This window comes from Enterovirga sp. CN4-39 (assembly GCF_049446235.1).
Taxonomy (GTDB): Bacteria; Pseudomonadota; Alphaproteobacteria; order Rhizobiales; family Beijerinckiaceae; genus Enterovirga.
The window spans coordinates 113,890-140,873 of the sequence record NZ_JBMSEF010000006.1 but is presented as its reverse complement, the minus strand read 5'-3'; the positions used below and the strand labels follow the sequence as shown (position 1 = coordinate 140,873).

Genomic DNA, 26,984 nt, shown 5'->3' with positions numbered 1-26,984 from the left:
CGGCCCCTGGGCACACGCCCGGTCAGCCGCCCGGGCGCCACGGTTTCCGGAACCGCGACCTCGGGACCCGCCCTCGCCTCCGACAACGGTGCCCGGTGTCGACCGCCGTTCCCCCGCCGGAGAGGAGTGACGGCTATATAGGAATAAATGCTAGATCTGTCAACTCGGGATTCCGCTCACACCGGCGAAAGCCGGTGCCCAGGGGGGTGGGCCCCGGCCTGCGCCGGAGCGAGCGGGGAGGTGGCAGGCGGCTGGACTGCTTCGCTACGCTCGCAATGACGAGTCCGACCGCGCCGCCGCGCTCCCGTGTGGGAGAGGGATGGGGTGAGGGCAGGGCGGTTCAGGATGAGGCGCGACGGCTGCGCTGGCCAGCGCAGCACTATGCGGCGCCTATCGCCTTAGTCATGCTGTCCCCAATGACCACCGAGGTCCGCAGCTTTGCGCGCGCTCTGCGCCACCGGCAAACCTCCGCCGAGGAGATGCTCTGGCACCAATTGCGGGGGCGCAGGCTCGCCGGGGCCAAGTTCCGGCGGCAGGTGCCGCTCGGCCAATACACCGTGGACTTCGCCTGCATTGCGGGCAGGCTGATCGTCGAGATCGACGGCCGGCAGCACGCCGCTCAGCGCGAGTACGACGAGGACCGAACGGGGGCGATCGAGGCGATGGGGTTCGTCGTCCTGCGGTTCAGCAACGAAGAGATCCGCGATCGCCTGGACGACGTGCTCCGCCGCATCGCAGCGGCGTTGCGGATGCCGTGATCTTGGCGCTGACGGCGCCGCCGCGCACCCTCTCCCGTTCGGGAGAGGGCCGGGGTGAGGGCAGGACCTCTCAGGATGGGGCGCTGAATTGCGGCTCGCTGGCGCCGAGCTTCGCCTTCCTGCGACCAACCCTCACCCCGGCCGGCTTCGCCGTCCGACCCTCTCCCACACGGGAGAGGGTGGCGCGCGCTGGTCGAGGTCTCGCGGGCGGAGAGGTTGCCGGATGAGGCGCAGCGAGTACCGCTGCGCACCCTCTCCCGTGCGGGAGAGGGACGGGGTGAGGGCAGGGCGGTTCAGGATGAGGCGCTGAATCGCGGCTCACCGCCGCCAAGCTTCACCTCCCAACGTCCCACCATCACCCCGGATGCTGCGCATCCGACCCTCTCCCACACGGGAGAGGGTGGTGCGCGCTGGTCGAGGGCTCGCGAGCGGGAAGGTCGCCGGATGAGGCCCTGCGAGTACCGCCGCGCACCCTCTCCCGTGCGGGAGAGGGCTGGGGTGAGGGCAGGACCTCTCAGGATGGGGCGCTGAACCGCGGCTCGCTGCCGCCGAACTCCACCTCCCAGCGTCCAACCCTCACCCCGGCCGGCTTCGCCGTCCGACCCTCTCCCACACGGGAGAGGGTGGCGCGCGCTGGTCACACGCTTCCCGGCTGGAGAGGTTGCCGGATGGGGCGCAGCGAGCGCCACCGCGCACCCTCTCCCGTTCGGGAGAGGGACGGGGTGAGGGCAGGACCTCTCAGGATGGGGCGCCGAACCGCGGCTCGCCGCGGCCGAGTTCCACCTCCCGGCGTCCCACCCTCACCCCGGATGCTGCGCATCCGACCCTCTCCCACACGGGAGAGGGTGGCGCGCGCTGGTCGAGGTCTCGCGGGCGGAGAGGTTGCTGGATGTGGCACACCGGGCGCCACCGCGCACCCTCTCCCGTGCGGGAGAGGGATGGGGTGAGGGCAGGGCGTTTCAGGATGAGGCGCTGAATCGCGGCTCGCTGGCGCCGAGTTCCACCTCCCGGCGTCCAACCCTCACCCCGGCCGGCTCCGCCGTCCGACCCTCTCCCAAACGGGAGAGGGTGGGCGCGCGCTGGTCGAGCGCTTGCGGGCGGAGAGGTTGCAGGATGGGGCGCAACGAGTACCACCGCGCACCCTCTCCCGTTCGGGAGAGGGCCGGGGTGAGGGCAGGACCTCTCAGGATGGGGCGCTGAACCGCGGCTCACCGCTGCTCCACCTCCCTATGTCCCACCCTCACCCCGGATGCTGCGCATCCGACCCTCTCCCACACGGGGAGGGTAGGCGCGCGCTGGTTGAGGGGGCGCGGGCGAAAGGTTCCGGTGCGTGTTCAAATCAGGGAGTCAGCCCTGCGTCCAGCCATCGTCACGTAGAAGCCGTGATGGTTAATCATCTTCGTCTTCAGGAAAATTCGCTTCATTATCTTGAATGAATATCAAACGAGATTGCAGTATAGATAGTGTTTTATCCTCACCGTGTCGTTTTGCTAAAAATTTGAAGCCGCTTTCGTCTATCGCCCCCCAATTAACTTTTCCCCTGAAGTATCGATCGATGTCGTGATACATCATCAAGTCGCGTATCAGTCCGAGATTCGTATTAGACTGGTATGATGACTTGAAATCAGACAAAAAATCCGGTGTAGCTAAGCGTTCAAGATCGCCGATGCTGGCGAGGCCGAATCTGGTGAGTTCATCAAAAACGTCGTCGGGTAGCTTAAGGTGGTCTATCGATAGATCCTCTCGGGATGATAGTTGGCGTACAAAGCGCTCGAGTGTCGCCTTGGTGATCTCAGACGATGCGAGTTTAGTTTCCGGAAGGCGCTCAACAGACGCCGTGTATCTCTGGATTTCATCGGCGATGTGATCGAAAGCGCTGTCCGCTATCTCAAGCAATCCAGAGTGTAGATTGAGCCGCCTTTGGATCTCAGTAGGCAAGCCGGGGCCAAATTTGTATGAACGATCGTGAGCGAGTTCTGCCCAGGCATGCTGCAAGACGGTTCTGATCTGTACTTCAAACTTAAGGGATGAGATATCTCTATATTCCGGCAAAGATCTTCGGCGTCGGCCGAGGGAGCAGACGAAATGTGCTGATCTATAGCCGATCCGATCGGATCCGAGTATGCTGGATCGATCGAGGCTGTTTTTTTCGTCGATATCGAATAGCTCGCGTATAACATCTGCGACTAGGCGAGCTTGACTCTCAAAGTAAGTAATAACTCTAACGCCGGAGAGATCTGTTAATTGCTTTTGAGGCTGTTTGTAGCTTTTTCGGCCGATCTTCTCAAGAGCCGATGATAGGTCCTTTGCTCTCCCTGAGACAGAGAGGAATTCAATTCCTCTCTCTCTCAGGGAGCTCTCAACAAGAGATGATACGACCGTCCTAAGTCGATCATGAGCTGGAAGGATTTCGTTGAGCCATCCTTCATGTCTATCAGCTAGAGCCCCTACAGTTGTATCTTTTCGGCGGCTCATAGTTTGATTGTACTCCGAAATTATTCCGGATGGTTATTCGACCATTTTCTCTTGGTCTCTGAAAATTTCAACTTCCGCGCCTGTCGCGCTCAGCTACACCCCGTCGTGCTGCCGCACGTGTCGCACTTCAAGCACGTCCCGTTCCGCACCAGCGTGAAGTTCGCGCATTCGGGGCAGGCCTCTCCCTCGTAGCCCTTCATGCGCGCCTCCGTCCGGCGTTCGGCGACCGTTGCGGCGGCCTTGGCGGCGGGGGTGGGTTCGGGGTTGGCCAGAAAGCCGACCTGCGGCTCGTCGCCGAGCGGCAGCTCCGGCTCCGCCTTCAGGGCCGTCGCGCCCAGGACCGCGCCGCCGGCGCCGCGGCCGCCGGCCAGGACCTGGAAGCGGTCGGTCCGGCCGCGGACGAAGCCGGCCGAGATCGGGGCCGTGACCGCGACCGCGGCTGGCGCGACATCGGTGGAGCCCGCGGGCGCTGCCCGGCCTTCGGCCTCGCCGGAGCCGAGCACGTCGTGGCCGATCTCCTCCGGGTTCACGTGACCAAGGTCCGTGCGGCCGAGATAGGAGATCGCGAGCTCGCGGAAGACGTAGTCGAGGATCGAGGTCGCGTTCTTGATGCGCTCGTTGCCCTGGACGAAGCCGGCCGGCTCGAAGCGCGTGAAGGTGAAGGCCTCGACGTATTCCTCCAGCGGCACGCCGTATTGCAGGCCGAGCGAGATCGCGATGGCGAAGTTGTTCATCATCGCCCGGAAGGCCGCGCCCTCCTTGTGCATGTCGATGAAGATCTCGCCGAGGCGTCCGTCCTGGTACTCGCCGGTGTGGATGTAGACCTTGTGGCCGCCGACCACGGCCTTCTGGATGTAGCCGGTGCGGCGGTCCGGCATCTTTTCGCGGGTGCGGACCGGGACCTCGACGCGCTCGACCCGCTCGATCACCTTCTCGACGATGCGCTCGGCGACCGCGGCGGTGCGGGCGGCCGAGGGCTGCGCCAGGAGGGCCTCGACGGCCTCGTCGACGTCGTCCTCGTCATCGGCCACGAGGGCTGAGTTGAGGGGCTGCGAGAGCTTGGAGCCGTCGCGGTAGAGCGCGTTGGCCTTCAGCGCCAGGCGCCAGGAGAGGCGGTAGGCGTTCTTGCAATCCTCGACCGTCGCGTCGTTCGGCATGTTGATGGTCTTGGAGATCGCGCCCGAGATGAAGGGCTGCGCCGCCGCCATCATGCGGATGTGGCTCTCGACCGAGAGATAGCGCTTGCCGAGCCGCCCGCAGGGATTGGCGCAATCGAAGACCGGGTAGTGCTCGGTCTTCAGGTGCGGCGCGCCCTCGAGGGTCATGGCGCCGCAGACATGGATGTTGGCGGCGTCGATGTCCGACTTGGAGAAGCCGAGGAAGCGGAGCAGCTCGAAGGACGGGTCCTCCAGCTTCTCGGCCGGGACCTTGAGGGTGCCGGTGAGGAAGTCCGCGCCGAGCGACCACTTGTTGAACACGAACTTGATGTCGAAGGCCGATTTCAGCCCGGCCTCGACGGCCTCGATCTTCTCGTCCGTGAAGCCCTTCGACCGCAGGGTCGTCGGGTTGATGGCCGGCGCCTGCTTCATGGAGCCGTGGCCGACCGCATAGGCCTCGATCTCGGCGATCTCGTGCTCGCGGTAGCCGAGGCGGCGGAGCGCGTCCGGCACGGCCCGGTTGATGATCTTGAAGTAGCCGCCGCCCGCCAGCTTCTTGAATTTGACGAGCGCGAAGTCCGGCTCGATGCCGGTCGTGTCGCAATCCATGACGAGGCCGATCGTCCCCGTGGGGGCGATGACGGTCGCCTGGGCATTCCGAAAACCGTTCTCGCGGCCGAGCACGAGGGCGCGGTCCCAGGCGGCGGCGGCGCGCTGGACGAGATCGGGCTGCGGGCAATGCGTGCGGTCGAGCGGGACCGGGTTCTGCTGCAGGAACTCGTAGCCGAGCTCCTCGCCATGGGCGGCGCGGCGGTGGTTGCGGATGACCCGCAGCATCGCGTCCGCGTTCTCGGCATAGCGCGGGAAGGGCCCGAGCTCCTTCGCCATCTCGGCGGAGGTGGCGTAGCTGACGCCCGTCATGATGGCCGTGAGCGCGCCGCAGAGCGAGCGGCCTTCCGGCGAGTCGTAGGGCAGGCCCATGGTCATGAGCAGGCCGCCGATATTGGCGTAGCCGAGGCCGAGCGTGCGGTACTCGTAGGAGAGCTGCGCGATCTCCTTGGACGGGAACTGCGCCATGGTGACGGAGATCTCGAGCACGATCGTCCACAGCCGGACGAGGTGCTCGTAGCTGTCGACGTCGAACCGGCGCGTCTCGCGATCGTAGAAGGTCAGCAGGTTAGCCGAGGCGAGATTGCAGGCCGTGTCGTCGAGGAACATGTACTCCGAGCACGGATTGGACGCCCGGATCCGCCCGCCCGCCGGGCAGGTGTGCCAGTCGTTCATGGTCGTGTTGAAGTGCAGGCCGGGATCGGCCGAAGCCCAGGCGGCAAAGCCGATCTTCTCCCAAAGGTCCTTCGCCTTGAGAGTCCTGGCGATCTTGCCGTCCGTGCGGCGGATCAGCTTCCAGTCGGCATCCGCCTCGACGGCCCGCAGGAAGTCATCCGTCAGGGACACAGAGTTGTTGGAGTTCTGGCCGGAGACGGTGAGATAGGCCTCGCTGTCCCAATCGGTGTCGAGAACCGGGAAATCGAGCGTGGTGTGGCCCATCTTGGCCATCTGGATCACGCGGCGGATGTAGTTGTCCGGCACCTGGGCGCGGCGGGCGAGCTTGATCTCGCGCTTCAGCGCCGGGTTCTTCTCCGGGTCGTAGCAGCTGTCGCCCTCGCCCTCGCAGTTCACGCAGGCCTTGAGCACGGCCTTGAGGTGCTTCGAGGCGACCTTGGATCCTGTGACGAGCGCGGCGACCTTCTGCTCCTCGCGGACCTTCCAGTCGATATAGGTCTCGATATCGGGGTGATCGATGTCGACGACGACCATCTTGGCCGCGCGGCGCGTCGTGCCGCCCGACTTGATCGCGCCCGCCGCCCGGTCGCCGATCTTCAGGAAGGACATCAGGCCGGAGGACTTGCCGCCGCCCGACAGCTTCTCACCCTCGCCGCGCAGGCGCGAGAAGTTGGAGCCGGTGCCCGAGCCGTACTTGAAGAGGCGTGCCTCCCGGACCCACAGGTCCATGATGCCGCCCTCGTTCACCAGGTCGTCCTCGACGCCCTGGATGAAGCAGGCATGCGGCTGCGGGTGCTCGTAGGCCGAATCGGATTGGGTCAGGACGCCCGTGAAGGGGTCGACGTAGAAGTGCCCCTGGCCGGGGCCGTCGATGCCGTAGGCCCAGTGCAGGCCGGTGTTGAACCATTGCGGCGAGTTCGGCGCGCACATCTGCGCCGCCAGCATGAAGCGCAGCTCGTCGTAGAAGGCGCGCGCGTCCTCCTCGCTCGTGAAGTAGCGTCCCTTCCAGCCCCAATAGGTCCAGCAGCCGGCGAGGCGGTCGAAGACCTGGGTGGCGGAGATCTCGGAGACGTAGCGCTCCGATTCGGGCAACTCGGCGAGGGCGTCCTCGTCCGGGATCGAGCGCCACAGCCAGGACGGGACGGCGTTCTCCTCGACCTTCTTGAGGCGCGCGGGGACGCCGGCCTTGCGAAAATACTTCTGCGCCAGGACGTCGGCGGCGACCTGCGACCACGATTCGGGGACCTGGATGCCTTCGAGCCGGAAGACGATCGAGCCGTCCGGATTGCGGATCTCGCTCACGGTTTTCCGGAACGGGATCGCCTCGTAGGGCGAGGTGTTGGCCGTGGTGTGTCGCCGCTCGATCCGCATCGATATCCCCGTGAACACGTCCGGCCCTCGACCGGAAACGTGAAGCTGCCCCGCTCAGAGCCTTCCACCGGCGCGCACGACCCCGCGATCCCCAGCCGAGGGCCGGGACCGGGTCGTCCGTGACGAGAAGACTGAAGGTTGCCTGCCGGCCGGCGCATTGCCGTCCTGAGACGGTGATGAGCTAGCCCGAGTCGTGCGGGAGCGACAAGATGCAAACATGACACTCGTCCCCAAATCTGGGGTCCGCCTACTCATGCAACCTACGACATATAGTGATTGTTCCGGCTGTTAACAAAACCCTAACAGGCTGAGATTCGGTGGGTTTCGAGCCCTGGGAGCTTGTGGACAAGCCTCCGCGCGGCCCCCGGCGGGCCACTAGGTCTTGCGGCGGCCGGGAAGGCCGGGATGGTTAACGCAGCCCGGCTGGACGACTCGGGAGGAGCGCCCGCATCCGAGCGGCGTTGCGCCATCCTGGACAGGGCGCGCCTCCATCGTCATATGTCGCGAAACCGCGACCCGGCTCATGACGCTCAAAGAATTCCTGACCCGCACCTTCACCTGGTGGAACGGCCAGACCTGGGGCACGTGGCTCTACACGCGCCAGAAGGGTCAGCTCGTCGGCACCGACCAGTTCGGCAACCAGTACTATCGCGCGGCCGATCACATGATCGACCCGTCGATCGGGCCGGAGCGACGCTGGGTGGTCTATAATGGCGAGGCGGAGGCCTCCCGGGTCCCGCCCGGCTGGCGCGGCTGGCTCGCGCATACCCACGACATTCCGCCGACCGAGCAGAACTGGGTGGCCCGCGAGTGGGAGAAACCCTACGTTCCCAACATGACCGGCTCGCCCGACGCCTACCGGCCGCAGGGCTCGACCAACGCTGCCGGCGAGCGCCCGCCGGCCACGGGCGATTACGTCGCCTGGTCTCCGGATGGCTGGGCACCCTTCGGGCATGACGCCGACGGCATGTCGCCGGACGGTCGCGATGTGGCACGCCCGGACGCGCATCCCGGCACCCACGGCGTCGATTTGCGCCAGCCGCAGGCAGGGTAGGATCATGGCACGCGAGAAAGCCGTCCCGGAGGTCATGGTCGACAACGACCAGGTCGTCGTCACCAAGTGGAGCTTCGCCGAGGGCGCCGAGACGGGCTGGCACCGGCACGGGCACGACTATGTCGTCGTGCCGCTGGACGACGGGAAATTGATCCTAGAGGAGCCGGGCGACGTAGTCCGGGAAGCGCCTCTCGGCTTCGCCAAGCCTTACTTTCGTCCCGAGGGGGTGGAACACAACGTGGTGAACGGGTCGGGCAAGCCCTTCGCGTTCCTCGAAATCGAGATCAAGCGGCAGAGCTAGCGACCTACTCGATGCGGCACATCAGACACGCGACGGCGGGCTTGGCGGCGCTTGTCGCGGCCCTTGCGGCCGCGCCAGCCTCGGCAGACAAGATCAAGAACCCGACCGCCGTGTTCAACGGTCTCGACAAGATCACGGGACGGATCATCTCGTTCGAGGTTTCGGTCGACGAGACCGTGCAATTCGGGGCCCTGCAGATCACGCCGCGCGTCTGCTATTCGCGCCCCGCCACCGAGAGCCCGCTGACGGACGCCTTTCTCGAGGTGGACGAGGTCACGCTCGAGAACACCTATCGGCGCATCTTCACGGGCTGGATGTTCGCTGCGAGCCCGGGCCTGCACGCGATCGAGCACGCCGTCTACGACGTCTGGCTGACGGATTGCAAAGGCGGCACGACGGTCATCGCCGAGCCGAAGGAAGGCGACGACGCTCCCGTCGTTGCCTCGCGGCCGGAGCGTGAGCAGGGCCGGCGTGGGCGGAGCGAAAGCGTGCGCGAATCGCGCCGCACCAACGCATCCGGGCAGATCGACGTGGCTGAGCCGCAGGGGCGTGAGGTCCGGCCCGCCCAGGCGCCGAGCCGGCGCTTCTTCCCGACGAACCAGCCCTCCGCGCCTCCGCCGCCGATGCAGGGCTACGGCGGGTTCAATCCCGGGCGGTAGCCAGGCGGCAGTTACCCGCTGTCAGCGGTCCCGCTCGCGCAGAACCTCGCGCAGCGTCTCGGCGACCATTGCCGGGAGATCCCGTCGAAGGTTCGCGAAGTCGGTCTTCAGGCCGCGGATCTCCCCTTCGAGCCGGTCGAAGCGGGCGTCATGCCGGTCGAACCGGGCGTCATGGCTGTCGAAGCGACGGTCGTGTGCAACCAAGCGGGCCTTGATCACCGCGAGATCGTCGGCGTTCCTGCGCGTCTGCTCCAGGATATGCCGCGTGACGAGCTTCTCGCCCTCGACCTCCTGCTCGAGGGTCGTGACACGTCGTTCAAGCAACGCGACATCCGTCATGCAGACCTCCAGGTGTTGCCGAGCCACAACAAGTGTGGCGTGACAGTCACTCTGCTGCAAGAGGGGTGTCACGGCCCATGGCAAGCTCGGCGCGTGTCTTCGGCTTGCCGCGGATTTTCAGGTCGTCCAGGTCCGCGCGGTCCCGAACGCTGTTCCTGAAGATCTGGTCCTTGCCGGGTGCGTATTGCGGCGGGCAATGGATCGCGGCGGCGCCGTACCAGGCGGCAGCCTTCATCGTGAAGGCGGGATCGACGAGGTGAGGCCGGCCGAGTGCGACGAGGTCGGCGCGGCCCGCGGCCAGGATCGTGTTCACCTGGTCGGCGGTGGTGATGTTGCCGACGCACATGGTCGCGACCTTCGCCTCGTTCCGGATCTGGTCGGAGAAGGGCGTCTGGAACATCCGGCCATAGATTGGACGCGCCTCGCGGACGGTCTGTCCCGTCGAGACATCCACGAGGTCGACACCGGCGCGGGCGAAGGCGCGCGCGATCTCGACCGAATCCTCGGGCGTGAGGCCGCCCTCTGCCCAGTCCGTCGCTGAGAGGCGGACGGACATCGGCTTGTGCGCGGGCCAGACCTCGCGCATCGCCTCGAATACCTCGAGCGGGAAGCGGATGCGGTTCTCGAGCGAGCCGCCATACTGGTCCGTGCGCCGGTTCGTGAGCGGGGAAAGGAAGCTCGCGAGCAGGTAGCCGTGGGCGGCGTGCATCTCGACCATGTCGAAGCCGGCACGCTCACCGCGCAGGGTGGCCTGGACGAACTCGGCCTTCACCCTGTCCATGTCGGCGCGGCTCATCTCGCGCGGCATCTGGCTGTCCGGATAGTAGGGCAGGGGAGAGGCCGAAAGGACCTCCCAGCCACCTTCCTCGAGCGGGCGGTCCATGCCCTCCCACATGAGCTTGGTTGCCCCCTTCCGGCCGGCATGGCCCAGCTGGAGGCAGATCTTCGCGGCCGAGTTCGCGTGGACGAAATCGACGATGCGCTTCCAGGCGGCCTCGTGTTCGTCGTTCCACATTCCCGTGCAGCCGGGCGTGATGCGGGCATCCCGCCCGACGCAGGTCATTTCCGTGAAGAGGAGGCCTGCGCCGCCGATCGCACGGGAGCCGTAATGGACGAGGTGCCAGTCGCCGGGCACGCCTTCCTGGGCGGAGTACATGCACATGGGCGACAGGACGGTGCGGTTCTCGATCCGCATCTCGCGCAGCTTGAAGGGCTGGAACATCGGCACGACCGGCTTGTCGAGATTCACATCGAAGCCGGACCGCCGGACGCCTTCCGCGAAGGTCCGGTCGACCTTGTCGACGAATTCCGGCGCCCGCAGCCGCAGGTTGTCGTAGGTGATGGCCTTCGAGCGGGTCATCACGCCGAAGGCGAACTGGACGGGATCGAAATCCCAGAACCGGTCGACATGCTCGAACCAGACGAGCGAGACGTCGGCTGCGTGCTGGGTCTTCTCGACCTCCTCGCGTCGACCCGTCTCGTAGGCTGCAAGGGCCGTCTGCAGGTCGGGGTTCCGGATCAGCGCCTCGTAGAGGGCGATCGAGTCCTCCATGGCGAGCTTCGTGCCGGAGCCGATCGAGAAATGGGCGGTGGCCTTCGCGTCACCCATCAGGACGATGTTGTCCTTCACCCACCGCTTGTTGCGGATCATCGGGAAGGACCGCCAGATCGACCGGTTGGTGAGAATAGGGTGTCCCTGGAGGAAGCCGGCGAACATCCGCTGGAAGAACGCGGCCGATTCCGCCTCGCCCATCTGGTCCAGGCCCGCCCGCTGCCAGGTGTCGGGATCCGTCTCGAAGATCCAGGTCGAGTGCCCAGGCTCGTACTGATAGGCGTGGGCGATGAAAGGACCCCACTCCGTCTCCTCGAAGAGGAACGTGAAGGCGTCGAGCGGGCGCGTTGAGCCCATCCAGGTAAACTTGTTCGGCCGCAGGTCCGTCTCGGGCTGGAAATGGTCGATGTATTTCTGGCGGAACAGGCTGTTGATGCCGTCGGCCGCGACGATCAGGTCGTAATCCTGCAACTCGCTGTCGTCCCGGATGTCGGTCGAGTACTGGATCTCGACCCCGAGCGCCTTTGCCCGATCCTGCAGGATGAGGAGGAGGGTGCGCCGGGAGCAGCCGCAGAAGCCGTTCCCGCCGATGCGGTGCACGGTTCCCTTGAAGTGGACCGCGATGTCATCCCAGTAGGCGAACTCGCGCGTGATGCGCTCGTAGCTCGGCGTGTCGTAGCGCTCGAACGTGTCGAGCGTCGCATCCGAAAAGACCACCCCGAAGCCGAAAGTGTCGTCCGGACGGTTGCGCTCGAAGACCGTGATCTGCGCGGCCGGGCGCGCCTTCTTCATGAGGATGGCGAAATAAAGCCCGGCGGGCCCGCCGCCCACGACCGCGATCCTCATGCTCCGCCTCCGTTGAACGAGCCGGAGAATATTTGAAGCCTAAAACATTTCCTCGCAAGGGGGCGCTCGCCCGCCTGCTCCTTCCGGGCTAGGACCGCCCCGGCTGGCGCGAGGCGGAAGCCACGCTGCCGGTCAGGAACTCCATCCAGAAGCCGACGACCGCACTCATTGCACGGCAGTATTGCTCGAACAGCCCGACCTGCAATTGGAGCAGCAGCGTCAGCGGGTCCGGGTTCGTGGAGCCCTCCGAGCGCTCCACGCCTTCCGCGCGCACGAGCCCAGTTCCTGCCGGAGCCCGTTCTTCGACGACCGGGAGTTTCGAGCCGGTGCCGGGCTGTCTCATCCGGGCAACTGGCCCGGGGAGGGTAGCGGCTGGGGGCGGGACGGTGGTCAGCGAAATGGCGGGGGAGGGGCGCGGGACGTCGATGGGCGCCTGCAACCCGGCCGCAGGTAGAGGTGGAGGCGCAGACACAGGCGCGGGCTCGTCGGTCGAGCCGGCTTTGAGAGCCGAGCGCGAGACCGCCTCGTCGACGGGCGGTGCCATCGCGGCCGGGAATGCGACCGGTGGGGTCGCGCGCTCATTCTCGGCCTGATCCGCGGGTGGCTGCATCTCAAGCACTTTCTTGAGCTCCTCGGCCGCGGTCTTGAGTCCCTTCGCGGGTCGCCGCGGCGAGGGCCGACGGTCTTTCATGCCATCCTCCTTCGGCGTCGCTCCACCGGCTGGCGGAGGAAGAAGATGTGCCTGGCGCGGAGAGGCAGAGCTCCCCGCGCCGATCAGCAGGACCGAATCGTTTCCTGCCCCTGCCTCGAAGGCGGGATCAGCCCTCGTTCGGGTTCCGGTTCGGGTTCATGGCCGCCGTCGCCTGCTCGGCCGCGCTCCGGGCGGTTGCGGTGGCCTGGGCGGCTGCGGATGCGGCCTGGCTCGAGGCATTGCGGGCGGCCGAGGAGGCGATCTCGCCGAGCTCCTTCATCTGGCCCTGCATGGCCGCGAACTGCGAGCGGGCGAAGTCCGACTGAAGCTGGAAAGCCTCCTGGAGGTCCTTCGCGCGGACCAGCTTCTGGGCATGCTCGAAGGCAGCCGAGATGTTCTGCTCGGCAAAGCTCAGGGTGCGGCGGGTCGCGTCGACGGCATTCGCCTGCATCGACGAGGTTGAGCCCTCAAGCGAGTCCATCGCCTTCTGGGCTGCGCTGAGGAAGCCATCGAAGGCCTTCCGGGCCTGCTCGACGCTTTTCTCGGCGAAATCCCGCATTTCGGTGGGGATTTCGTACTGCATGCCCTGGTTCATTGCCATGGGATCCTCCATCGTGCTTGTGCGCCGCACCGTATGTTGTGCAACGCAAAAAGACAATGCGCTGCTCGTCCGTTAACGTTGACCGTAAGTAAACGGGTCCGCAACCGGCCAAGGCTCGATTTCGGCTCCTCGATTTGCTTTGTCGCTCGGACGGCATTGTTGGTTGAGCGGATTCGTGCGGAAGGAGATCGAGGCAACCGTCGCGGCCCTCTCGGGCGACCCCGCTCTCTCCGGCTGTCTTCGCCCCGACGCAGCTGTAGTGGCTTGGGACGCCGGGGCGGAGCACGTGCTCTGGGCTTCGGAGGCAGCACGCCCGTTCATCGATGGGCTCGCCGATTCGAATGGTAGAATTCGGACAAAGTTTCCCGATCGGGACCGGCTGGCGGCTCTCGCAGGCGGCATCGGGCCGCGACGGGGCGTCAAGGTCGAACGGATTCGGTTTTCGCAGGACGATGGTGAACCCTCTGAAGTCTCTTGTCGGTTGCTCGACGTCGCTGGCAAACCCGTGTTGCTGACGATCTTCTCCGGCGATCCGCCCTCGATGGCTGGCGAGGACGGCGCGGGCGCGCCGGCTGCCGAGGACGAGCCTTCCCCGGCCCCCTTCGTGGAGCGTGTCCGGCGTCACGGCCGGCGTCGCTTCATCTGGAGCATGGACCAGACGGGCCGTTTCCTGTCCATCTCGGCCCCGCTGGGTGAGGTTGTGGGTCCGGAGAATGCGTCACTGGCCGGCATGACCTGGGACGAGGCCCTGGCCCGCCTCGTGATCGACCCGGAAGGGCGCCTCGCGGAGTGCTTCGCGGCTCGTTCGACCTGGAGCGACGAGACGGTCCTGTGGCGCGTCGCCGACACCTCCTATGTCGTGCCGGTCGATCTCGGCGGCATGCCGGTCTTCGGCCGTGGCCATGAATTCGAGGGCTTCCGAGGCTTCGGCCTATGCCGGGCGGACGAGATCCAACCTGCCCCCGACAGCCCGGCTCTGCGCATCGCCCCGGCCGCGGTCGTTGAGACGGTGGAAGTCCTGCCGGAGGAGACGACGATTTCCCCCGCGGCTGACGTCGACGCTGGGGCCGGGGAACTCGAAGCGGCCGATCTCGCATTCGGGCCGCTTCACGCCCAGGTCGGGGCTCAACTCGGGGGAGCGCGCAGCGTGCCGCTCCGGCCGGTCACTTCCGAGACGGCATCCCGCTGGGCCGCTGCGGGACGCGCCGAGACCTCCGTCCCGTCGGTCGAGCCGAAACCGTTCCTGTCGGTGGCCGAGCGCGGTGCGTTGCACGAGATCGCCCGGGCGCTCGGCGCTCGCCTCCACCCGGATCAGGACGAGCCGCCGCCCGGGTCTCGCGCCTCGGCCGAGATCGTCCCGCTGTCGCCGGGCCGCCCGCGCGAGCCCGACGCATTCAGGATCCTCGAGCGCTTGCCGGTCGGCGTGCTGGTGCTTCGGGGTGACACGGCCCTCTTCGCCAACCGGACCCTGCTGGATCTCCTGGATTACGGCGAACTGGGTGAGATCAAAGGGGTGTCCCGGATCTTCACCGGCCGGCTCGATGCGCGCCAGGGTGCGATGACGCTGCTGGGGAAGACGGGGCGGCAGATCCCCGTCGATGTCCGGCTATCGAGCCTGGAATGGACGGACGGGCCGGTCTCGCTGCTGGTCGTACGGGCGCTTCCGAAGGCGGGAGGCGAGGGCGAGTTCGCACGTTCGCTCGAGCTCGAGGTGGCTCGCCGCGACGCGCGGATCCGCGAGTATCGCGCGATGTTCGACATCGCGGGGCTGGCGGTGGTCATGATCGACCCGGTCGGCCGCATCATATCCGCGAACGGTCCCGCGGAGCGGCTGTTCGGCTACAGCGAGAACGAGGTGGCGGGGGAGGGCTTCACGACGCTCATCGCCGTGGACAGCCACCGCGCGGCCATAGGTCTTGTCGATGATGCGCGCGAGGCGCAGGAGGCGCCTGAGGTCGAACTCTTCGGGCGCGCCCGCTCCGGCAGCCCGATCCCGCTATTGGCGCGGGCAGGGCGAGTCGAATCCGAGAACGGCGTCGTCACGGCCTTGATGCTTCGGGACGTGTCGGGCTTCCGCCGGACGGAGGCGGAGCTGACCAGCGCCCGACGCTCCGCCGAGGAAGCCGCAAGCCGCCAGGCCGAGTTCCTCGCGCGCGTCAGCCACGAGATCCGTACCCCGCTCAACGCCATCATAGGCTTTGCCGAACTGATGCTCGAGGAACGGTTCGGGCCGATCGGCAACGAGCGCTACAAGCACTATCTGCGCGACATCCACGATTCCGGCGGGCACGTCGTCAGCCTCGTGAACGACCTGCTGGACCTCGCAAAGGTCACCGCCGGGCGAAGCGAGCTCGTCTTCACCAGCCTCGACGTGAACGAGATCGTCGGGCAGAGCGTCAGCATCATGCAGCCCGCAGCCACCCGCGAGCGCATCCTCATGCGGACGAGTTTCGCGTCCGGACTGCCGCGGCTCGTTGCCGACGAGCGCTCCATCCGGCAGGTCGTCCTCAATCTGGTGTCGAACGCCGTCCGGTTCACGGCCGCCGGCGGGCAGGTGATCGTCTCGACCAGCCTCACCGACCGGGGCGAGCTCGTCCTTCGCATCCGCGACACCGGCGTCGGGATGACGCCGGAGGAGATACAGGACGCGATGGAGCCCTTCCGGCAGGTCTCCGTGGTGCGCCGGGACGACGGAACCGGCCTCGGCCTGCCGCTCTCGAAGGCCCTTGTCGAGGCAAACCGGGGCGTCTTCTCGCTCTCCAGCCGGCGCGGGGAGGGCACCCTGGTCGAGGTCTCCTTCCCGGCGGCCCGGGTCCTGGCCGAGGACTGACGCCGGAGGGCGGAACCTCTCGCAGGGCAGGGCGTCTCCGGTGGGGGAGGGCGTAATGGGCAAGCGCATCGTCGGATGGAAGCTCGACCGCGGGCAGCGCGCTGAACTGCTTGCCCGCTTCCCGCCGGCCTATCCCGACCCTCTCGCGGATCACGTGACGCTCGCCCGATCCGAAGCGGAGCCGCTTCCCGCCCCGCCGCGGCGCGCCGAGCTGATCGCCCGCGCGGATGACGGCGAAGGGGTGGAGTGCTTCGTCGCCCGCCTCGACGGCACGACGAATCGGCCGGGCGGCGGCATCTACCACATCACCTGGTCGCTCGACCGGACGAAGGGGCGGCAGGCCAGGGAGAGCAACGGCGTCCTGCGCGAGCGCGGCTGGACCGACCTGCCCGAGCCCATCCCGATTCGGCTGGAGCCGGCCGCCTGGGAATCCTAGTGGCCCAAATCTGACAAGTGATACCGTCGCGAGGGGCTGCTTCCGCCCAAAGCAGACACTGAAAGCGTCCGCTATGGGCAGCGAGCTTAGCTGCGAGCGGTTTCGCTTCGAGGAGAGCTCTGGCCCGAACCGCGCAGTTGCCTGTCGAGAACGCCGAAGCGCATCTGATCCATTATTCTCGATTCCCCCCTGGCCGGCCTGACGCGAAGACTTATCGGCGCCGTCCCCGTGACGCGCTTGCTACCGACGGCTATCGGGGCTGGCGTACTAAGGGGCAACAAGCGCCTGTCCATGTTGCGGCTTGGTTATTCTGCAGTAGCCGTCGATGGGATTGGGTCAACGTGCCCTTGCATCAGGCGTTGCCACTCGGGGACGCAGTGTTCAGTTCTCTGATCAGATCAATGAAAACCCTGAGCTTTGCCGGTAGATGACGCCGGCCGGGGTAATAGACGCAGAGGCCAGGATAGGGCTGCGTCCAGTCCGCAAGAACCTGGATCAGCCGCCCGACCGCCAGATCCTCAGCCACCTGCCATTCGTTGAGATAGGCAAGTCCCACCCCTTCACGCGCCGCGCGCAGCATGAGGTCGCTCTCGTCGAGCATCAGCGTTCCAGGCACGTCCAGCGAGAAGGCCTGACCGCGCTTCTCAAACTCCCAACGATATATCTTTCCGCTCGCCATACGCCCGCGAATGCAGAGATGGTCGAACAGGTCTGCGGGTACTTTCGGCCTCCGGCGTCCCTCGAAGTATGCGGGCGAACCCACGATGGTCGGACGGATCTCTCGGCCGATCGGGATCGCTATCATGTCTGGCGGAACTGCTTCGTGGATGCGTATGCCGGCGTCGAAGCCCTGAGCATTGATGTCCACCAGAGCGCCCTCTGTCACGATTTCGACGTTCATGCTCGGGTATCGGCGAAGAAGCTCCAGCGCGTAAGGCGCAAGGATCATCCGGGCCGCGCCGATGCTGGTGTTAAGTCGCAGCGTGCCAGTTGGCTCGATACGATGCTCGTCCGCTAGCTCGAACGCAGCGCGGATCGCCGTAAGCGCAGGTGCAATCTCCGCGACGAACTGCTCACCCGCCGTCGAAAGCGAGACGCTGCGAGTCGTGCGGTTGAAGAGGCGCACCCCGAGCCGCGATTCCAAATTCGCAATCTGCTGACTGAGCGCCGAAGACGAGAGGCCAAGGTCTCGCGCCGCAGCGCGAAATCCACCCCGGTCGGCAACGGCTACGACCGCCTCCAGTTCAGCCAGGCTCCCACGCATATTGTCCGCGTTTCCTTATCAAGCTGCGAGTCGTTAGCGAGCTTATCGGATCAATGTCCCCTCGCCACATGCCGCTGGACAAATGAAAGGAACAGCCGACATGCGCGCGATTGATCAGATCTACATCGACGGCGATTTCGTAACGCCGCATGGGGAAGAGACATCCGATCTCTTCGATCCCTCGACTGAGGAGAGGATCGGAACGGTGCGGCTCGGTGACCGTGTTGACGGTCAGGCTGCGATCGCGGCCGCCGCACGTGCTTTTCCGGCATTCTCCCGGACCAGCAAGCAAGAGCGCATCGCTATGCTCAAGCGCCTCAGTGCAGCCGTTTCCGAGCGCGCCGATGAACTAAGGGCGGCGATGGCCGAGGAATTCGGTGCGCCCAAGTACTTCATTGATTTTGCCATTCCACACGCGGCCACGAGCTTCCTCGACATGGCTCAAGTGCTGGAGGAATACGAATTCACACGCCATATCGGCCGGGCTGAAGTGACAATGGAGCCTTTGGGAGTGGTAGCCGCCATCACCCCCTGGAACAGCAACTACGGCTTCATCTGTTCCAAGCTCGCGACGGCCATTGCTGCCGGCGTCACGATTTTCATCAAGCCAAGCGAAATGAGCGCTATACAGACGCATCTCCTTACCGAATGCCTGCATGCGGCGGGACTGCCGAAGGGCGTCTTCAACATCGTCAACGGGCGAGGCGACGTTGTTGGCGCTGAGCTCGTCTCCCATCCCGACATCGCCAAGGTGAGCTTCACCGGGTCCACGGCCGTCGGCAAGCGCATCCTCAGAGAAAGCTCGGAAACCGTGAAGCGCGTCACGCTGGAGCTCGGGGGCAAGAGTCCGAACATCATTCTCGATGATGCGGATCTCGAGAAGGCGATCCCTGCTGCCGTGATCGCCGGCGTGATGAACAGCGGCCAGTCCTGTGTGGCGGGGACGCGGATCCTGGCTCCCGAAAGCCGGCTTCCTGAAATCCTGGATCGGCTGAAATCCAGCATCGAAGAGATGAAGGTGGGCGCGTCGAATGATCCAGCGGCATGGATCGGCCCCATGGTCAGCCAGAAGCAATATGATCGTGTTCAATCGTATATCCGGCTCGGCATGGACGAAGGTGCGCGTATTCTAGCCGGAGGGGAGGGGCGGCCGGAGGGTTTGAGCCGCGGTTGGTTCGCGCGTCCGACTATCTTCACCGGAGTGACCAACGAAATGCGCGTCGCGCGCGAGGAGATCTTCGGGCCGGTTCTCGTCGTCATTCCCTACCGCACCGATGAAGAGGCGATCCGTATTGCGAATGACACGAGCTACGGGCTGCACGCCTATGTCCACGGAACCGATGTCGATCGGGCGAAAAGGATAGCCAAGGGGCTGGAAGCCGGCAGGGTTGCGATCAACGGGGCGCCGCACGAGCCGCTTGCGCCCTTCGGTGGCTTCAAGCAGTCGGGCATTGGGCGGGAATTCGGCGTCTATGGCCTGGAAGCGCATCTCGAACCGCGCGCCGTCATGGTCTGACTATGGAGGATCGACTGATACACCCGAGCGGTATCTCACCCGATACCGCCCCCAGAAGCGGAGCGCTTGAGCGGGCTGACTGATCAGCCTGGCGAATTTCCGGAGATGGCAGCCACTTGGTGTCCGCTCTCCACCCTTCCGATACCTTCAGGGTGGGTCGCGAGCGGCAGATTCGGGCCACTCGCTTTCCAACGGATTCGCTGACGCTGCAACGAGCGCGACCTGACCCGATGTCCCGGGCTGCCTCGACCGGCACCCTCGGGGGAAGTAGGTCTGGCGAGCCGCAGCCGCGGAACTGAGCGCCGCGACCATCCTGCTGTGGAGAGCTTCGCGAGTCCCGCTCCGGCGCCCCGCGCGGGATGCTAGGTCCGGGGCATGAGTGCTGGCATCGAACTCGGAGACGCGGCGGGCGCGCCCGCCCTCATGGACCTGACGGAGCTGCTGGCGACGCGGCTCCTCGTCCAGGGCAATTCGGGATCGGGCAAGTCGCACCTCCTGCGCCGCCTGCTCGAGCAGAGCGCCGGGCTCGTGCAGCAGGTCGTGATCGATCCGGAAGGCGACTTCGTCACCCTGGGGGACGCCTTCGGGCATGTCGTGGTCGATGCCGAGGCGAGCGAGGCCGAGCTGCAGCGGATTGCGGCGCGCGTGCGCCAGCACCGGGTTTCCGTCGTGCTGTCGCTCGAGAACCTCGATGCCGAGGACCAGATGCGGGCCGCAGCCTCCTTTCTGGGCGGCCTTTTCGATGCCGATCGCGAGTTCTGGTATCCGGCGCTCGTCGTGGTGGACGAGGCGCAGCTTTTCGCGCCCGCCGCCGCCGGCGAGGTCTCGGACGAGGCCCGCCGCCTGTCGCTCGGCGCCATGACCAACCTGATGTGCCGCGGCCGCAAGCGCGGCCTCGCCGGCATCATCGCCACCCAGCGCCTCGCCAAGCTCGCCAAGAACGTGGCGGCGGAAGCGTCGAACTTCCTGATGGGCCGCACCTTCCTGGACATCGACATGGCGCGGGCCGCCGACCTCCTCGGCATGGACCGGCGCCAGGCCGAGATGTTCCGCGACCTCGAGCGCGGCCATTTCGTGGCGCTCGGACCCGCCGTCTCCAAGCGCCCGCTGCCGATCCGCATCGGCTCCGTCCAGACATCGAGCCGCTCGGGCTCGCCGACGCTCGTGCCGCTGCCCGAGCCGAAATCGGATGCCCGCGAGCTGATCTTCACGCGCGGCGAGGACGAGCCGATCGAGTTCGTGCCTCGGCCGAGCGCGAGACCGCGCCCGACGCCTCCTGTCGACGTTCTGGTCCAGCTCGCGAATTACCGTCCGGCGCCGCGGCCCGAGATGTCCGACGAGCCCGCGATGCCTCCGGACGAGCGGGATGCCGCGATGGCCGAGATCCTGTCGGAGATCCTGGCCGATTCCGACGCGGCGATCTGCACGACCGCGACGCTCTACCAGGACTTCACGGTCCGCTGCCGCATCCGCCGCGTCGGCGGCTCCCTTCCGACGCTATCGGAGTTCAAGCGCCGGCTCGCGGTCGCCCGCGCCGGGGTCGGGCCGGACTCGTCCTCGATGCCGGGATGGGAAGAGGCGGAGGCGCTCGCCGCAGGCCTGCCCGAGGACCTCGCCGGCCTCTTCCTGCTGGTCGCCCGCGCGGCGCTGGAGGAAGCGCCGTGCCCGACCGACCGCGAGCTCGCGGCCGCCTATGGCACGAGCTCGGCGGGCCGCGCCCGGCGCATGCTGAGCTACCTGGAGGAGCGCGGCGCAATCGTGCTCCGCCGCGACCTCCGCGGCGCCCCCATCATCGCCATCCCGGCACTCGGAGCCGAGACACGACCGGGCGAGCCGGAACTCGGCGCAGGGTTGCGCGCGCGGCGGTGAACGGGGCTGGCGGGGCCGTGGCCGCGCGGCTGTCTTGTTTCGTTTTCCGGCCCTGAGATCGGGAACTCGCCGCTGTCCGGCTTCGAGCCTCTGACGTACAGGCCGTTCGATTTGCTGCCGCGTCAGTCGCTGTTTCGTTCTCGCTCGGAACCTTCCTGTGCAGCTTCGGCGCGAGCGCGTCGAGCCGAGCCGCTGAACTAAGGCAGCGCCTCTCGAGAGCGGGGGCCGTGGCTGCGCGACGCGAGTGGAAATATCGTTTCGCGGCTTAGCCGAGTCGGTGATCTTCGACTGACAGCCATATCAAGCCCGCGATGCTCCACAACACGAAGAGCGCCGCCGAGATCGAGAGCGAATACTCAATCCTCTTGGGATATGTATACTCCTGAGGCAGTCCGGGTGGGACGAACACCGACAGGTAGACCGACTGCGCCTCGGCGTTCCTGCGCGCGCGGTCGAGGCCGGTCTCCGCAAGCCCATATAGGGTTTCCGCCATTTTCTGCTTGATAGCGACTTCCTCGAACTTCGCGAGCGAGGCCGCAATGTTTCGGGCCTCCTCCCGATTGCCTGCGAGTTGCGCGCGAAGATCGGCAGTCTGCTGCTTCAAGGCTTCAAGCCGCGTGGTGAGCCGCCGGACATTCGGGGCGTCGGGGGCGAGGGAGCGTTTGGCGACGAAGAGTTCGTTCTCGGTCGTGAGCTGATCGGCCAGGACCTTCGTCAGGAGCTTCCCGGTTTCCGTCGCTGTCTGAACCGGGTCGATCAGGCCCTCCGCGTTCCGATACCGTTCCATCTCGCGGAGGGCCTCGTACATGAGCCCCTGAGCCCGCTCGACCTCCTCGGTGGCACGCCGTAGAGCATCCTGGCGAGCTCGGGTCGAGATCTCGTTCACGAGCTTCTCGCTGAGCTGACCGATAGTCTTTACGAGAAGCACCGCGTCGTCGGGGCGGAAAGCGCGCACCTCGACAGTCACGATTCCGGACATGGACTCGACATAGGTCGTGACCATGTAGCGCCAGTATTCGACGAGTTCCTCGATCGTGGCGTTCGCTTTCAGCCTTGCATAGAAATCCGCCTCCGGCCGCGTAAAGATTGCCCGGAGATCGACCGTCTTGAGCACGTCGTCCACGATGGCCCGGCTCTGGATATAGCTGGTGACGAGATGGGCATCTTCCGTCGCGGTGGTCCCACCGGAATTTCCACCTGCTCCGCCGGACCCTTTCAGGCTCGACAGGACAGAGGACAGGCCGTCCTTCGAAGAAGCATCCTGAGGACCGAGGCGGACCACGAACCGGCTCTCCGCCACGAACTGATCGGAGGCGATGAATGCGAAGTAGAGCGAGACTGCCAGGGCAGGGATCAGGACGCAGGCGATGAAGCTCAGCTTTCCGAGAGGAAAGCGTGATGTTGCGACATCGGGGGCCGCAATGTCGATCGGATCGGACCGGCGGATCAAGCCGCCGGCTGCCACGCGGCCGAGAGCCCGGTGGTAGAACTGGGTCAGCGGCTGCGTGAGCAGCGTCGGAGAGACCCTTTCGATCGTCTGCCCCGTCCGTTTCACGGCTGTGCTGGTCGCCGGATCGCGACCGGGGGGGAACTGTTCTGACATTACCCTCGGCTCGGAATAGCCTCTACCCTCGGCTCGAAGCCGCCAGCGAGCCCATCTACTCATTGATGAGCGACTTTTCAAAGGCGTCCGAGAGGAAGTGGAACAGCGCAACGTCGTGTTCCAGGAGGCGCTCGACGGAGGGCATCGTCCGCAATCGCGCGCCCAACTCCCGGGCGGCCGGGATCGGCTCGAAGATTGGGATTTCGTCAGCGTGCAGCGAAAATATGTCCACCAGGGCCTCGGTGAACAAATCCGCCCGATGGCGAACACCGACGGCCTTGAACGACGACAGGACGCTGAGCGCTTGGCTTATGGAGGACGGCTTAAGCGTCTCATCCGGGAGCCGTGTAGTCAGTTGACGTACGAGCGGGTCGGACAGCATGTTGAAGCTGTCGGGATCGATTTCGCGGAAGGCGCGGGCTAGTTCTTTGTCTGAGTCGAGCGGCAAGGAGGAGACAAAGGATTTTAGGTTCTCTAGTCGAATAACATCGCGTGATCCAAGTACTTCGATGTTGTTTTCGCCTATCAAGCGTAAAAAAAGTATGCGCTCGGCGAGTTCATCGAACGGATCCTGAATCAAAGCCAATACGAGATATGCTTGGTCGATGTACTGTTCGACGCTCCGATACGAAACGCGTCCGCTAGCATACACGGAGTCGCTGTTGTTGATGTTGAACATCTGATGCGTCGTTTCCAGCCCGAAACGATCGATACTCGGGAAGTGAAATTGGAATCGAGCCTGGAACGCGCGGTCGATTCGGCTTGCGGGCAGGAGATGTGTTTCGAGGCGAAACACCTTCTCGTGGACGACTGCTTCCGGGTTGCAGCGGCGATAGATCAGGATATCGGTTTCGCTCTCCCGGACCTCAAGGTCCTGTATCCGCGCAAGTCCCGGGATTTCCATCTCGGTCACAGAGAAGCCGCAGAGCCCTGTCTCGTGCCGCCCTGCCGCAACCAGCGATTCCCGGAGCGAATCGGTCTTCTTGGTCAGCAGAAGCTCGCCCGCTCCTTTGACCCGGACTGCGAGCTGCCCCGTGAAGCCGTCCGGGACGAGGTAACCGCTGATCTCAGTACCGAGATCGCGCTCGATGTTGAACAGCATCGATGTGGAACTTCCTGCCTGGTGGAAGCTAGCGGCTTGATTTGCGCGCAAGCAGGCTGAAGCAAGGGCCGTTCGGATGATCGGTCTGCTCGTGGGCGATCTGGAGCGAGTCGAAGCCGAGCGCGGTCAAGGCGGCGAGCAGGTCCTCGCGCTGGATCCACCGGTGCTCGTCGTAGATCCCTCCGCAGAAGGAAACCTTCGCTTCAGCGCCCTGATAGCTGCGCGGGTACAGGCGGACGTCGATCCCGCGGAACGGGCGGCGCTCGACCGTCTTGCGAAACATGCCACGGCGCGGATCGCCCAGCGGCATCGCTTCGTCGCTCACGTAGTGAGTCCAGAGGAACAGCGCATCAGTGGCGGCCGCAGCCCGTTCGAGGAGATGGAGCGGATCCCGGAGATGGTACAGGACGCCTGACGCGACGATCAGGTCGTATTGGAGGTTCGGTTGATCCAACCAGGCGACGAAGTTTCCCAAGTGGAAGCGCGCCCGCCGAAGCTGGACTAGCTCTTTGAGGATCAAGCACCGGAGGAAGGCGAGGCGGTTGGCCTCGATGGCATCGATCTTCGCAGCGCCCGCCCGCTCCATCATGTAGGTATGGCCACCTTCCAGCGGGCCGAGTTCCAGAACGGTGCGGTTTTCCAACGATCCGTAATGCTGAAGCATCCACGCGATCCGGGCGTCAGCGAAGAGCGGCAGTTGCCCTGCATCGGCCCCCGCTTCGGGAGGGAGCGCTCCCGTCCAGCCAGGAACCGCGTCAACGGCATTCTGTGCGGTGGGAAGACTCTCAACATACTGGTCGAAGAGCTTGGAGACCGACCGATTCCCCTCTGCCATCGTGAACTCCGGGACGTGAAATGGCCTAGTCACGACAGTTCGCCCCTGCCTGATGCGTGCGGGCGCTTAGCGAGGATCGGGAAGCGCGTCGAGAGCACGGAGCGCCGCAACGGAACTCCTGGTGTCGTACCACGGGTTCGAGGCGGGGTCGCTGAATCGCAGCGTGCCGTGCCGCTCGCGCAGGTGCCGCTTCTCCCGTTCGAAGCGCTCGATCTTGTCCGGCGCCTCGTCGCTGCCGCGGCTTGCCGATTCGTGATGAATCAATGTGGCAAAAGGCGTCCAGGCGATCCGAAATCCATTGGCTCCAGCCCTCAGGCAGAAGTCCACGTCGTTGTAAGCTATCGCAAACCTCTCCTCGTCGAATGTGCCGGTCGCCTCAAAGCACTGGCGCGAGACGAGCATGGCGGCGCCTGTCACTGCCGAGACAGACTGCCTCACCGCCAAGCGGCCCAGGGGGCCCCAAAAATCCTCGGGTTTGCCGCCGAACCAGTGCCCCGCTAGCTCGCCAAGCCCAACGATGACGCCCGCATGCTGAATCGTCCGGTCCGGGTAGAGCAGCCGCGCCCCGACGATGCCGACTCCCTCGTAGCGGAAGCACGATACCATCTCCTTCAACCAGGCCGGATCTTCTACCTCGATATCGTTGTTCAGGAGCAGGACCAATTCGCCGGCTGCCCTCGCCACACCCTTGTTGATCGAGCGGGAGAAGTTGAAAGACCCAGGCGCAGGCTCTACCCGGAATGGAATGGCTCCGCCGCGGTACTGCTTGTAGACTTCGAGCGTGGCAGGAGCCTGACTATCGTTATCGACGACGATGATCTCGATGTTCGGGTAGTCTGTTTTGGCAAGGCCTTCCAAGACGGTGCTTATAAGCTGTGGGCTGTCGCGATTGGGAATGACAACCGACACCTTCGGCCACTGTTCTGTGTCGCTGTCGAAGCGGATGCGATGCAGGTCGGGCAGCAGCGCGGGACCGACCTGTGCCGGCTGCCCCGCCCGAGCGTACCGGAGGGCCAGTGCTCGTCGGGCACTCTCGATCGCGGTCTGCTTATGCTCGGTCGAGAAACTCCCTTCGTGACGCCGCCAGAGATAGGCCGGATATGGCAGGTGCAGGACCTTGCTCGGGTCCATCCCCTTCAGGTAGCGCAGCAGCAACTCGTAGTCCTGCGAGCCCTGAAAGCCGTCACGCAGTCCACCGACGGCAAGCAGGCGGTCGCGGCGGTAGACAGAAAGGTGATTGATGTAATTCACCCCTGAGAGAAGGATCGGGTCGTAAGCTGGCTTCAGCATGTAGGCGACGGGCTTCATGTCGCGATCCGTCACGACCTCGTCGGTATAAATGAACATCGCGTCCGGCCGGCTCTCGATGGCTCGTGCGATCTGGGCAACGGCGCCGGGGGCCAAGGCATCGTCGTGATCGGCGAAGCTGACCCACGGGGCCGATGCCTGTTCGAGCGCCCGGTTGGTTGCGGCCGCAATACCGCGGTTCCGTTCCCCAGTGACGATCTTCAGTCCTGGCGTGCCCTTCTGCCTTTCCAGCCAAGCCCGCGTGCGCTCGGACTTGGACCCGTCGTCGCTGAAAATAAGCTCTGCAAGGCCTCGAGGCTGGGCCAGGAAGGACCCGAGCAGCGCGTCCAAGTAAGCAGGCGCTGTGTCGTAGGTCGGTACGAGGAACGAGATCAACGGACGGGACGCATCCAGTGCCGGTTCGTCCAGGCCCGCGTCAGCCGCCATCGCGAGCACGTCCTTGTAGTGGTCCGCCGTCGATCGGTAACGTCGCGCGTCTCGCCCGCTGCCCAGTTCCGCCGGGTCGAATTCCGCGCTTCTGATCCAATGTGTGCGGGTAGGGCCAAAGCCCGGGCGATCACGGTCGAACCGCTTCGTCAGCCAACGCGCGACGTGCCGACTGAAGGTTCTGAAGGCTAAGACGCGTATCTTCCCGGTGGTTCTTGTAGGCTCGATCCGAATTTCTCGAAGGCCAGGCATACGGCGGAGGTCAAGCCGGCATACGGTTCGGCCGGCCGGGAGATACGAGATCGCCCGGCCTTCATCGAAGCCTTGCCCGAAGTCGAGAGAGATGATGGTCTCGACCCGATTGTCGAGCCCGTCGACAACCAGGACGAAAAATCCCGCGCGATCGAGCCATCCGACTCGGAGGGAGAAGCTGGAATTATCCTCGGTGGCTTGCCAAGCGAACAGCCCGCGGCGCTCGAGACCCTTCCGCGCCGTCATCGGGTGGAGACTTATCATGGATTCTCGTCGTGGGCGGGTTGCCGCCGTTCTTGCCCGCTCGGGCGAGGAAGATAAAGTTTGCGCACCGGGCGCCGCTGGGCTCGGCTTCCACGTTTCGCGGATCCCCGATGATGTCAACGAGGGAGCAGGTGCGATTGCGGACGTGCTGCCTTGAAAGTGCCATCCAACTCTGCCAACAGCTAGGCGAT

18 protein-coding genes and 1 pseudogene are annotated in these 26,984 nt (G+C 65.4%); 8 read left to right on the top strand and 11 right to left on the bottom strand.

Annotated features, from left to right (window positions below):
• Nucleotides 1-416: 416 nt before the first annotated feature.
• On the top strand, nucleotides 417-758 hold the full coding sequence (locus tag ACO2SS_RS12260; RefSeq protein ID WP_423277940.1) for an endonuclease domain-containing protein: 342 nt from the start codon (nucleotides 417-419) through the stop codon (nucleotides 756-758).
• A 1,389-nt stretch (nucleotides 759-2,147) separates the two neighbouring features.
• On the opposite strand, the gene ACO2SS_RS12255 is transcribed toward ACO2SS_RS12260, so the two are convergent.
• Complete coding sequence (locus ACO2SS_RS12255; protein ID WP_423277939.1) at nucleotides 2,148-3,233, bottom strand: GTP pyrophosphokinase; 1,086 nt, start codon at nucleotides 3,231-3,233, stop codon at nucleotides 2,148-2,150.
• An 89-nt stretch (nucleotides 3,234-3,322) separates the two neighbouring features.
• Nucleotides 3,323-7,045: a vitamin B12-dependent ribonucleotide reductase gene (locus tag ACO2SS_RS12250; protein ID WP_423278087.1), complete on the bottom strand. Its 3,723-nt coding sequence runs from the start codon at nucleotides 7,043-7,045 to the stop codon at nucleotides 3,323-3,325.
• 523 nt (nucleotides 7,046-7,568) lie between these two features.
• On the opposite strand from ACO2SS_RS12250, the pseudogene ACO2SS_RS12245 reads away from it, so the two are divergent.
• From ACO2SS_RS12245 to ACO2SS_RS12235, 3 genes and pseudogenes are all read left to right on the top strand, one after another.
• Nucleotides 7,569-7,976, top strand: a pseudogene (locus ACO2SS_RS12245) (NADH:ubiquinone oxidoreductase subunit NDUFA12); the annotation flags it as partial.
• A gap of 127 nt (nucleotides 7,977-8,103) precedes the next feature.
• A complete protein-coding gene (locus tag ACO2SS_RS12240) occupies nucleotides 8,104-8,400 on the top strand; it encodes a cupin domain-containing protein (RefSeq protein ID WP_423277938.1) in 297 nt (98 codons plus the stop codon).
• 11 nt (nucleotides 8,401-8,411) lie between these two features.
• Entirely contained in the window at nucleotides 8,412-9,059 is a 648-nt protein-coding gene (locus ACO2SS_RS12235; RefSeq protein ID WP_423277937.1) for a DUF2155 domain-containing protein, read from the top strand.
• A 21-nt stretch (nucleotides 9,060-9,080) separates the two neighbouring features.
• Here ACO2SS_RS12235 and ACO2SS_RS12230 read toward each other — a convergent pair whose 3' ends face one another.
• The 4 genes from ACO2SS_RS12230 to ACO2SS_RS12215 all read right to left on the bottom strand — a co-directional run bounded on the left by ACO2SS_RS12230 (nucleotide 9,081) and on the right by ACO2SS_RS12215 (nucleotide 13,082).
• A complete protein-coding gene (locus tag ACO2SS_RS12230; RefSeq protein ID WP_423277936.1) occupies nucleotides 9,081-9,383 on the bottom strand; it encodes a hypothetical protein in 303 nt (100 codons plus the stop codon).
• A gap of 61 nt (nucleotides 9,384-9,444) precedes the next feature.
• Nucleotides 9,445-11,796, bottom strand: a complete 2,352-nt coding sequence (locus ACO2SS_RS12225) for a bifunctional salicylyl-CoA 5-hydroxylase/oxidoreductase (protein ID WP_423277935.1) — start codon at nucleotides 11,794-11,796, stop codon at nucleotides 9,445-9,447.
• Between the two features lie 88 nt (nucleotides 11,797-11,884).
• A complete protein-coding gene (locus tag ACO2SS_RS12220; protein WP_423277934.1) occupies nucleotides 11,885-12,487 on the bottom strand; it encodes a hypothetical protein in 603 nt (200 codons plus the stop codon).
• A 127-nt stretch (nucleotides 12,488-12,614) separates the two neighbouring features.
• Complete coding sequence (locus ACO2SS_RS12215; protein WP_423278086.1) at nucleotides 12,615-13,082, bottom strand: phasin; 468 nt, start codon at nucleotides 13,080-13,082, stop codon at nucleotides 12,615-12,617.
• A gap of 511 nt (nucleotides 13,083-13,593) precedes the next feature.
• Between ACO2SS_RS12215 and ACO2SS_RS12210 the strand changes: the two genes are divergently transcribed.
• Entirely contained in the window at nucleotides 13,594-15,918 is a 2,325-nt protein-coding gene (locus ACO2SS_RS12210) for an ATP-binding protein (protein WP_423277933.1), read from the top strand.
• A gap of 55 nt (nucleotides 15,919-15,973) precedes the next feature.
• Nucleotides 15,974-16,354 carry a hypothetical protein gene (locus ACO2SS_RS12205; protein ID WP_423277932.1) on the top strand — a complete coding sequence of 127 codons (381 nt, stop codon included), beginning with the start codon at nucleotides 15,974-15,976 and terminating at the stop codon, nucleotides 16,352-16,354.
• Between the two features lie 352 nt (nucleotides 16,355-16,706).
• Here the strand turns inward: ACO2SS_RS12205 and ACO2SS_RS12200 are convergent, their stop codons facing one another.
• Nucleotides 16,707-17,618 carry a LysR family transcriptional regulator gene (locus ACO2SS_RS12200; RefSeq protein WP_423277931.1) on the bottom strand — a complete coding sequence of 304 codons (912 nt, stop codon included), beginning with the start codon at nucleotides 17,616-17,618 and terminating at the stop codon, nucleotides 16,707-16,709.
• A gap of 100 nt (nucleotides 17,619-17,718) precedes the next feature.
• Here ACO2SS_RS12200 and ACO2SS_RS12195 point away from each other — a divergent pair, with 100 nt between their 5' ends.
• Together ACO2SS_RS12195 and ACO2SS_RS12190 are read left to right on the top strand one after the other, a co-directional pair.
• Nucleotides 17,719-19,134, top strand: a complete 1,416-nt coding sequence (locus tag ACO2SS_RS12195) for an aldehyde dehydrogenase family protein (RefSeq protein WP_423277930.1) — start codon at nucleotides 17,719-17,721, stop codon at nucleotides 19,132-19,134.
• 375 nt (nucleotides 19,135-19,509) lie between these two features.
• Nucleotides 19,510-21,003 carry a helicase HerA domain-containing protein gene (locus tag ACO2SS_RS12190; protein WP_423277929.1) on the top strand — a complete coding sequence of 498 codons (1,494 nt, stop codon included), beginning with the start codon at nucleotides 19,510-19,512 and terminating at the stop codon, nucleotides 21,001-21,003.
• Nucleotides 21,004-21,268: 265 nt separating this feature from the next.
• Here ACO2SS_RS12190 and ACO2SS_RS12185 read toward each other — a convergent pair whose 3' ends face one another.
• From ACO2SS_RS12185 to ACO2SS_RS12170, 4 genes are all read right to left on the bottom strand, one after another.
• Nucleotides 21,269-22,606 (bottom strand): capsule biosynthesis protein, encoded by a 1,338-nt coding sequence (locus tag ACO2SS_RS12185; RefSeq protein WP_423277928.1) that lies wholly within the window; start codon nucleotides 22,604-22,606, stop codon nucleotides 21,269-21,271.
• Nucleotides 22,607-22,661: 55 nt separating this feature from the next.
• Nucleotides 22,662-23,708, bottom strand: coding sequence for a hypothetical protein (locus ACO2SS_RS12180; RefSeq protein WP_423277927.1), 1,047 nt, complete (start codon nucleotides 23,706-23,708; stop codon nucleotides 22,662-22,664).
• 28 nt (nucleotides 23,709-23,736) lie between these two features.
• Nucleotides 23,737-24,372 carry a class I SAM-dependent methyltransferase gene (locus ACO2SS_RS12175; protein ID WP_423278085.1) on the bottom strand — a complete coding sequence of 212 codons (636 nt, stop codon included), beginning with the start codon at nucleotides 24,370-24,372 and terminating at the stop codon, nucleotides 23,737-23,739.
• Nucleotides 24,373-24,609: 237 nt separating this feature from the next.
• Complete coding sequence (locus tag ACO2SS_RS12170) at nucleotides 24,610-26,775, bottom strand: glycosyltransferase family 2 protein (RefSeq protein WP_423277926.1); 2,166 nt, start codon at nucleotides 26,773-26,775, stop codon at nucleotides 24,610-24,612.
• Nucleotides 26,776-26,984 lie beyond the last annotated feature (209 nt).

Excerpts from the sequence above, each read along its gene's own strand:
- ACO2SS_RS12260 (WP_423277940.1), top strand. The coding sequence starts at position 417 with ATGACCACCGAGGTCCGCAGCTTTGCGCGCGCTCTGCGCCACCGGCAA.
- ACO2SS_RS12255 (WP_423277939.1), bottom strand. The coding sequence starts at position 3,233 with ATGAGCCGCCGAAAAGATACAACTGTAGGGGCTCTAGCTGATAGACAT.
- ACO2SS_RS12250 (WP_423278087.1), bottom strand. The coding sequence starts at position 7,045 with ATGCGGATCGAGCGGCGACACACCACGGCCAACACCTCGCCCTACGAG.
- ACO2SS_RS12240 (WP_423277938.1), top strand. The coding sequence starts at position 8,104 with ATGGCACGCGAGAAAGCCGTCCCGGAGGTCATGGTCGACAACGACCAG.
- ACO2SS_RS12235 (WP_423277937.1), top strand. The coding sequence starts at position 8,412 with ATGCGGCACATCAGACACGCGACGGCGGGCTTGGCGGCGCTTGTCGCG.
- ACO2SS_RS12225 (WP_423277935.1), bottom strand. The coding sequence starts at position 11,796 with ATGAGGATCGCGGTCGTGGGCGGCGGGCCCGCCGGGCTTTATTTCGCC.
- ACO2SS_RS12220 (WP_423277934.1), bottom strand. The coding sequence starts at position 12,487 with ATGAAAGACCGTCGGCCCTCGCCGCGGCGACCCGCGAAGGGACTCAAG.
- ACO2SS_RS12215 (WP_423278086.1), bottom strand. The coding sequence starts at position 13,082 with ATGAACCAGGGCATGCAGTACGAAATCCCCACCGAAATGCGGGATTTC.
- ACO2SS_RS12205 (WP_423277932.1), top strand. The coding sequence starts at position 15,974 with ATGGGCAAGCGCATCGTCGGATGGAAGCTCGACCGCGGGCAGCGCGCT.
- ACO2SS_RS12200 (WP_423277931.1), bottom strand. The coding sequence starts at position 17,618 with ATGCGTGGGAGCCTGGCTGAACTGGAGGCGGTCGTAGCCGTTGCCGAC.
- ACO2SS_RS12195 (WP_423277930.1), top strand. The coding sequence starts at position 17,719 with ATGCGCGCGATTGATCAGATCTACATCGACGGCGATTTCGTAACGCCG.
- ACO2SS_RS12190 (WP_423277929.1), top strand. The coding sequence starts at position 19,510 with ATGAGTGCTGGCATCGAACTCGGAGACGCGGCGGGCGCGCCCGCCCTC.
- ACO2SS_RS12185 (WP_423277928.1), bottom strand. The coding sequence starts at position 22,606 with ATGTCAGAACAGTTCCCCCCCGGTCGCGATCCGGCGACCAGCACAGCC.
- ACO2SS_RS12180 (WP_423277927.1), bottom strand. The coding sequence starts at position 23,708 with ATGCTGTTCAACATCGAGCGCGATCTCGGTACTGAGATCAGCGGTTAC.
- ACO2SS_RS12175 (WP_423278085.1), bottom strand. The coding sequence starts at position 24,372 with ATGCTTCAGCATTACGGATCGTTGGAAAACCGCACCGTTCTGGAACTC.
- ACO2SS_RS12170 (WP_423277926.1), bottom strand. The coding sequence starts at position 26,775 with ATGACGGCGCGGAAGGGTCTCGAGCGCCGCGGGCTGTTCGCTTGGCAA.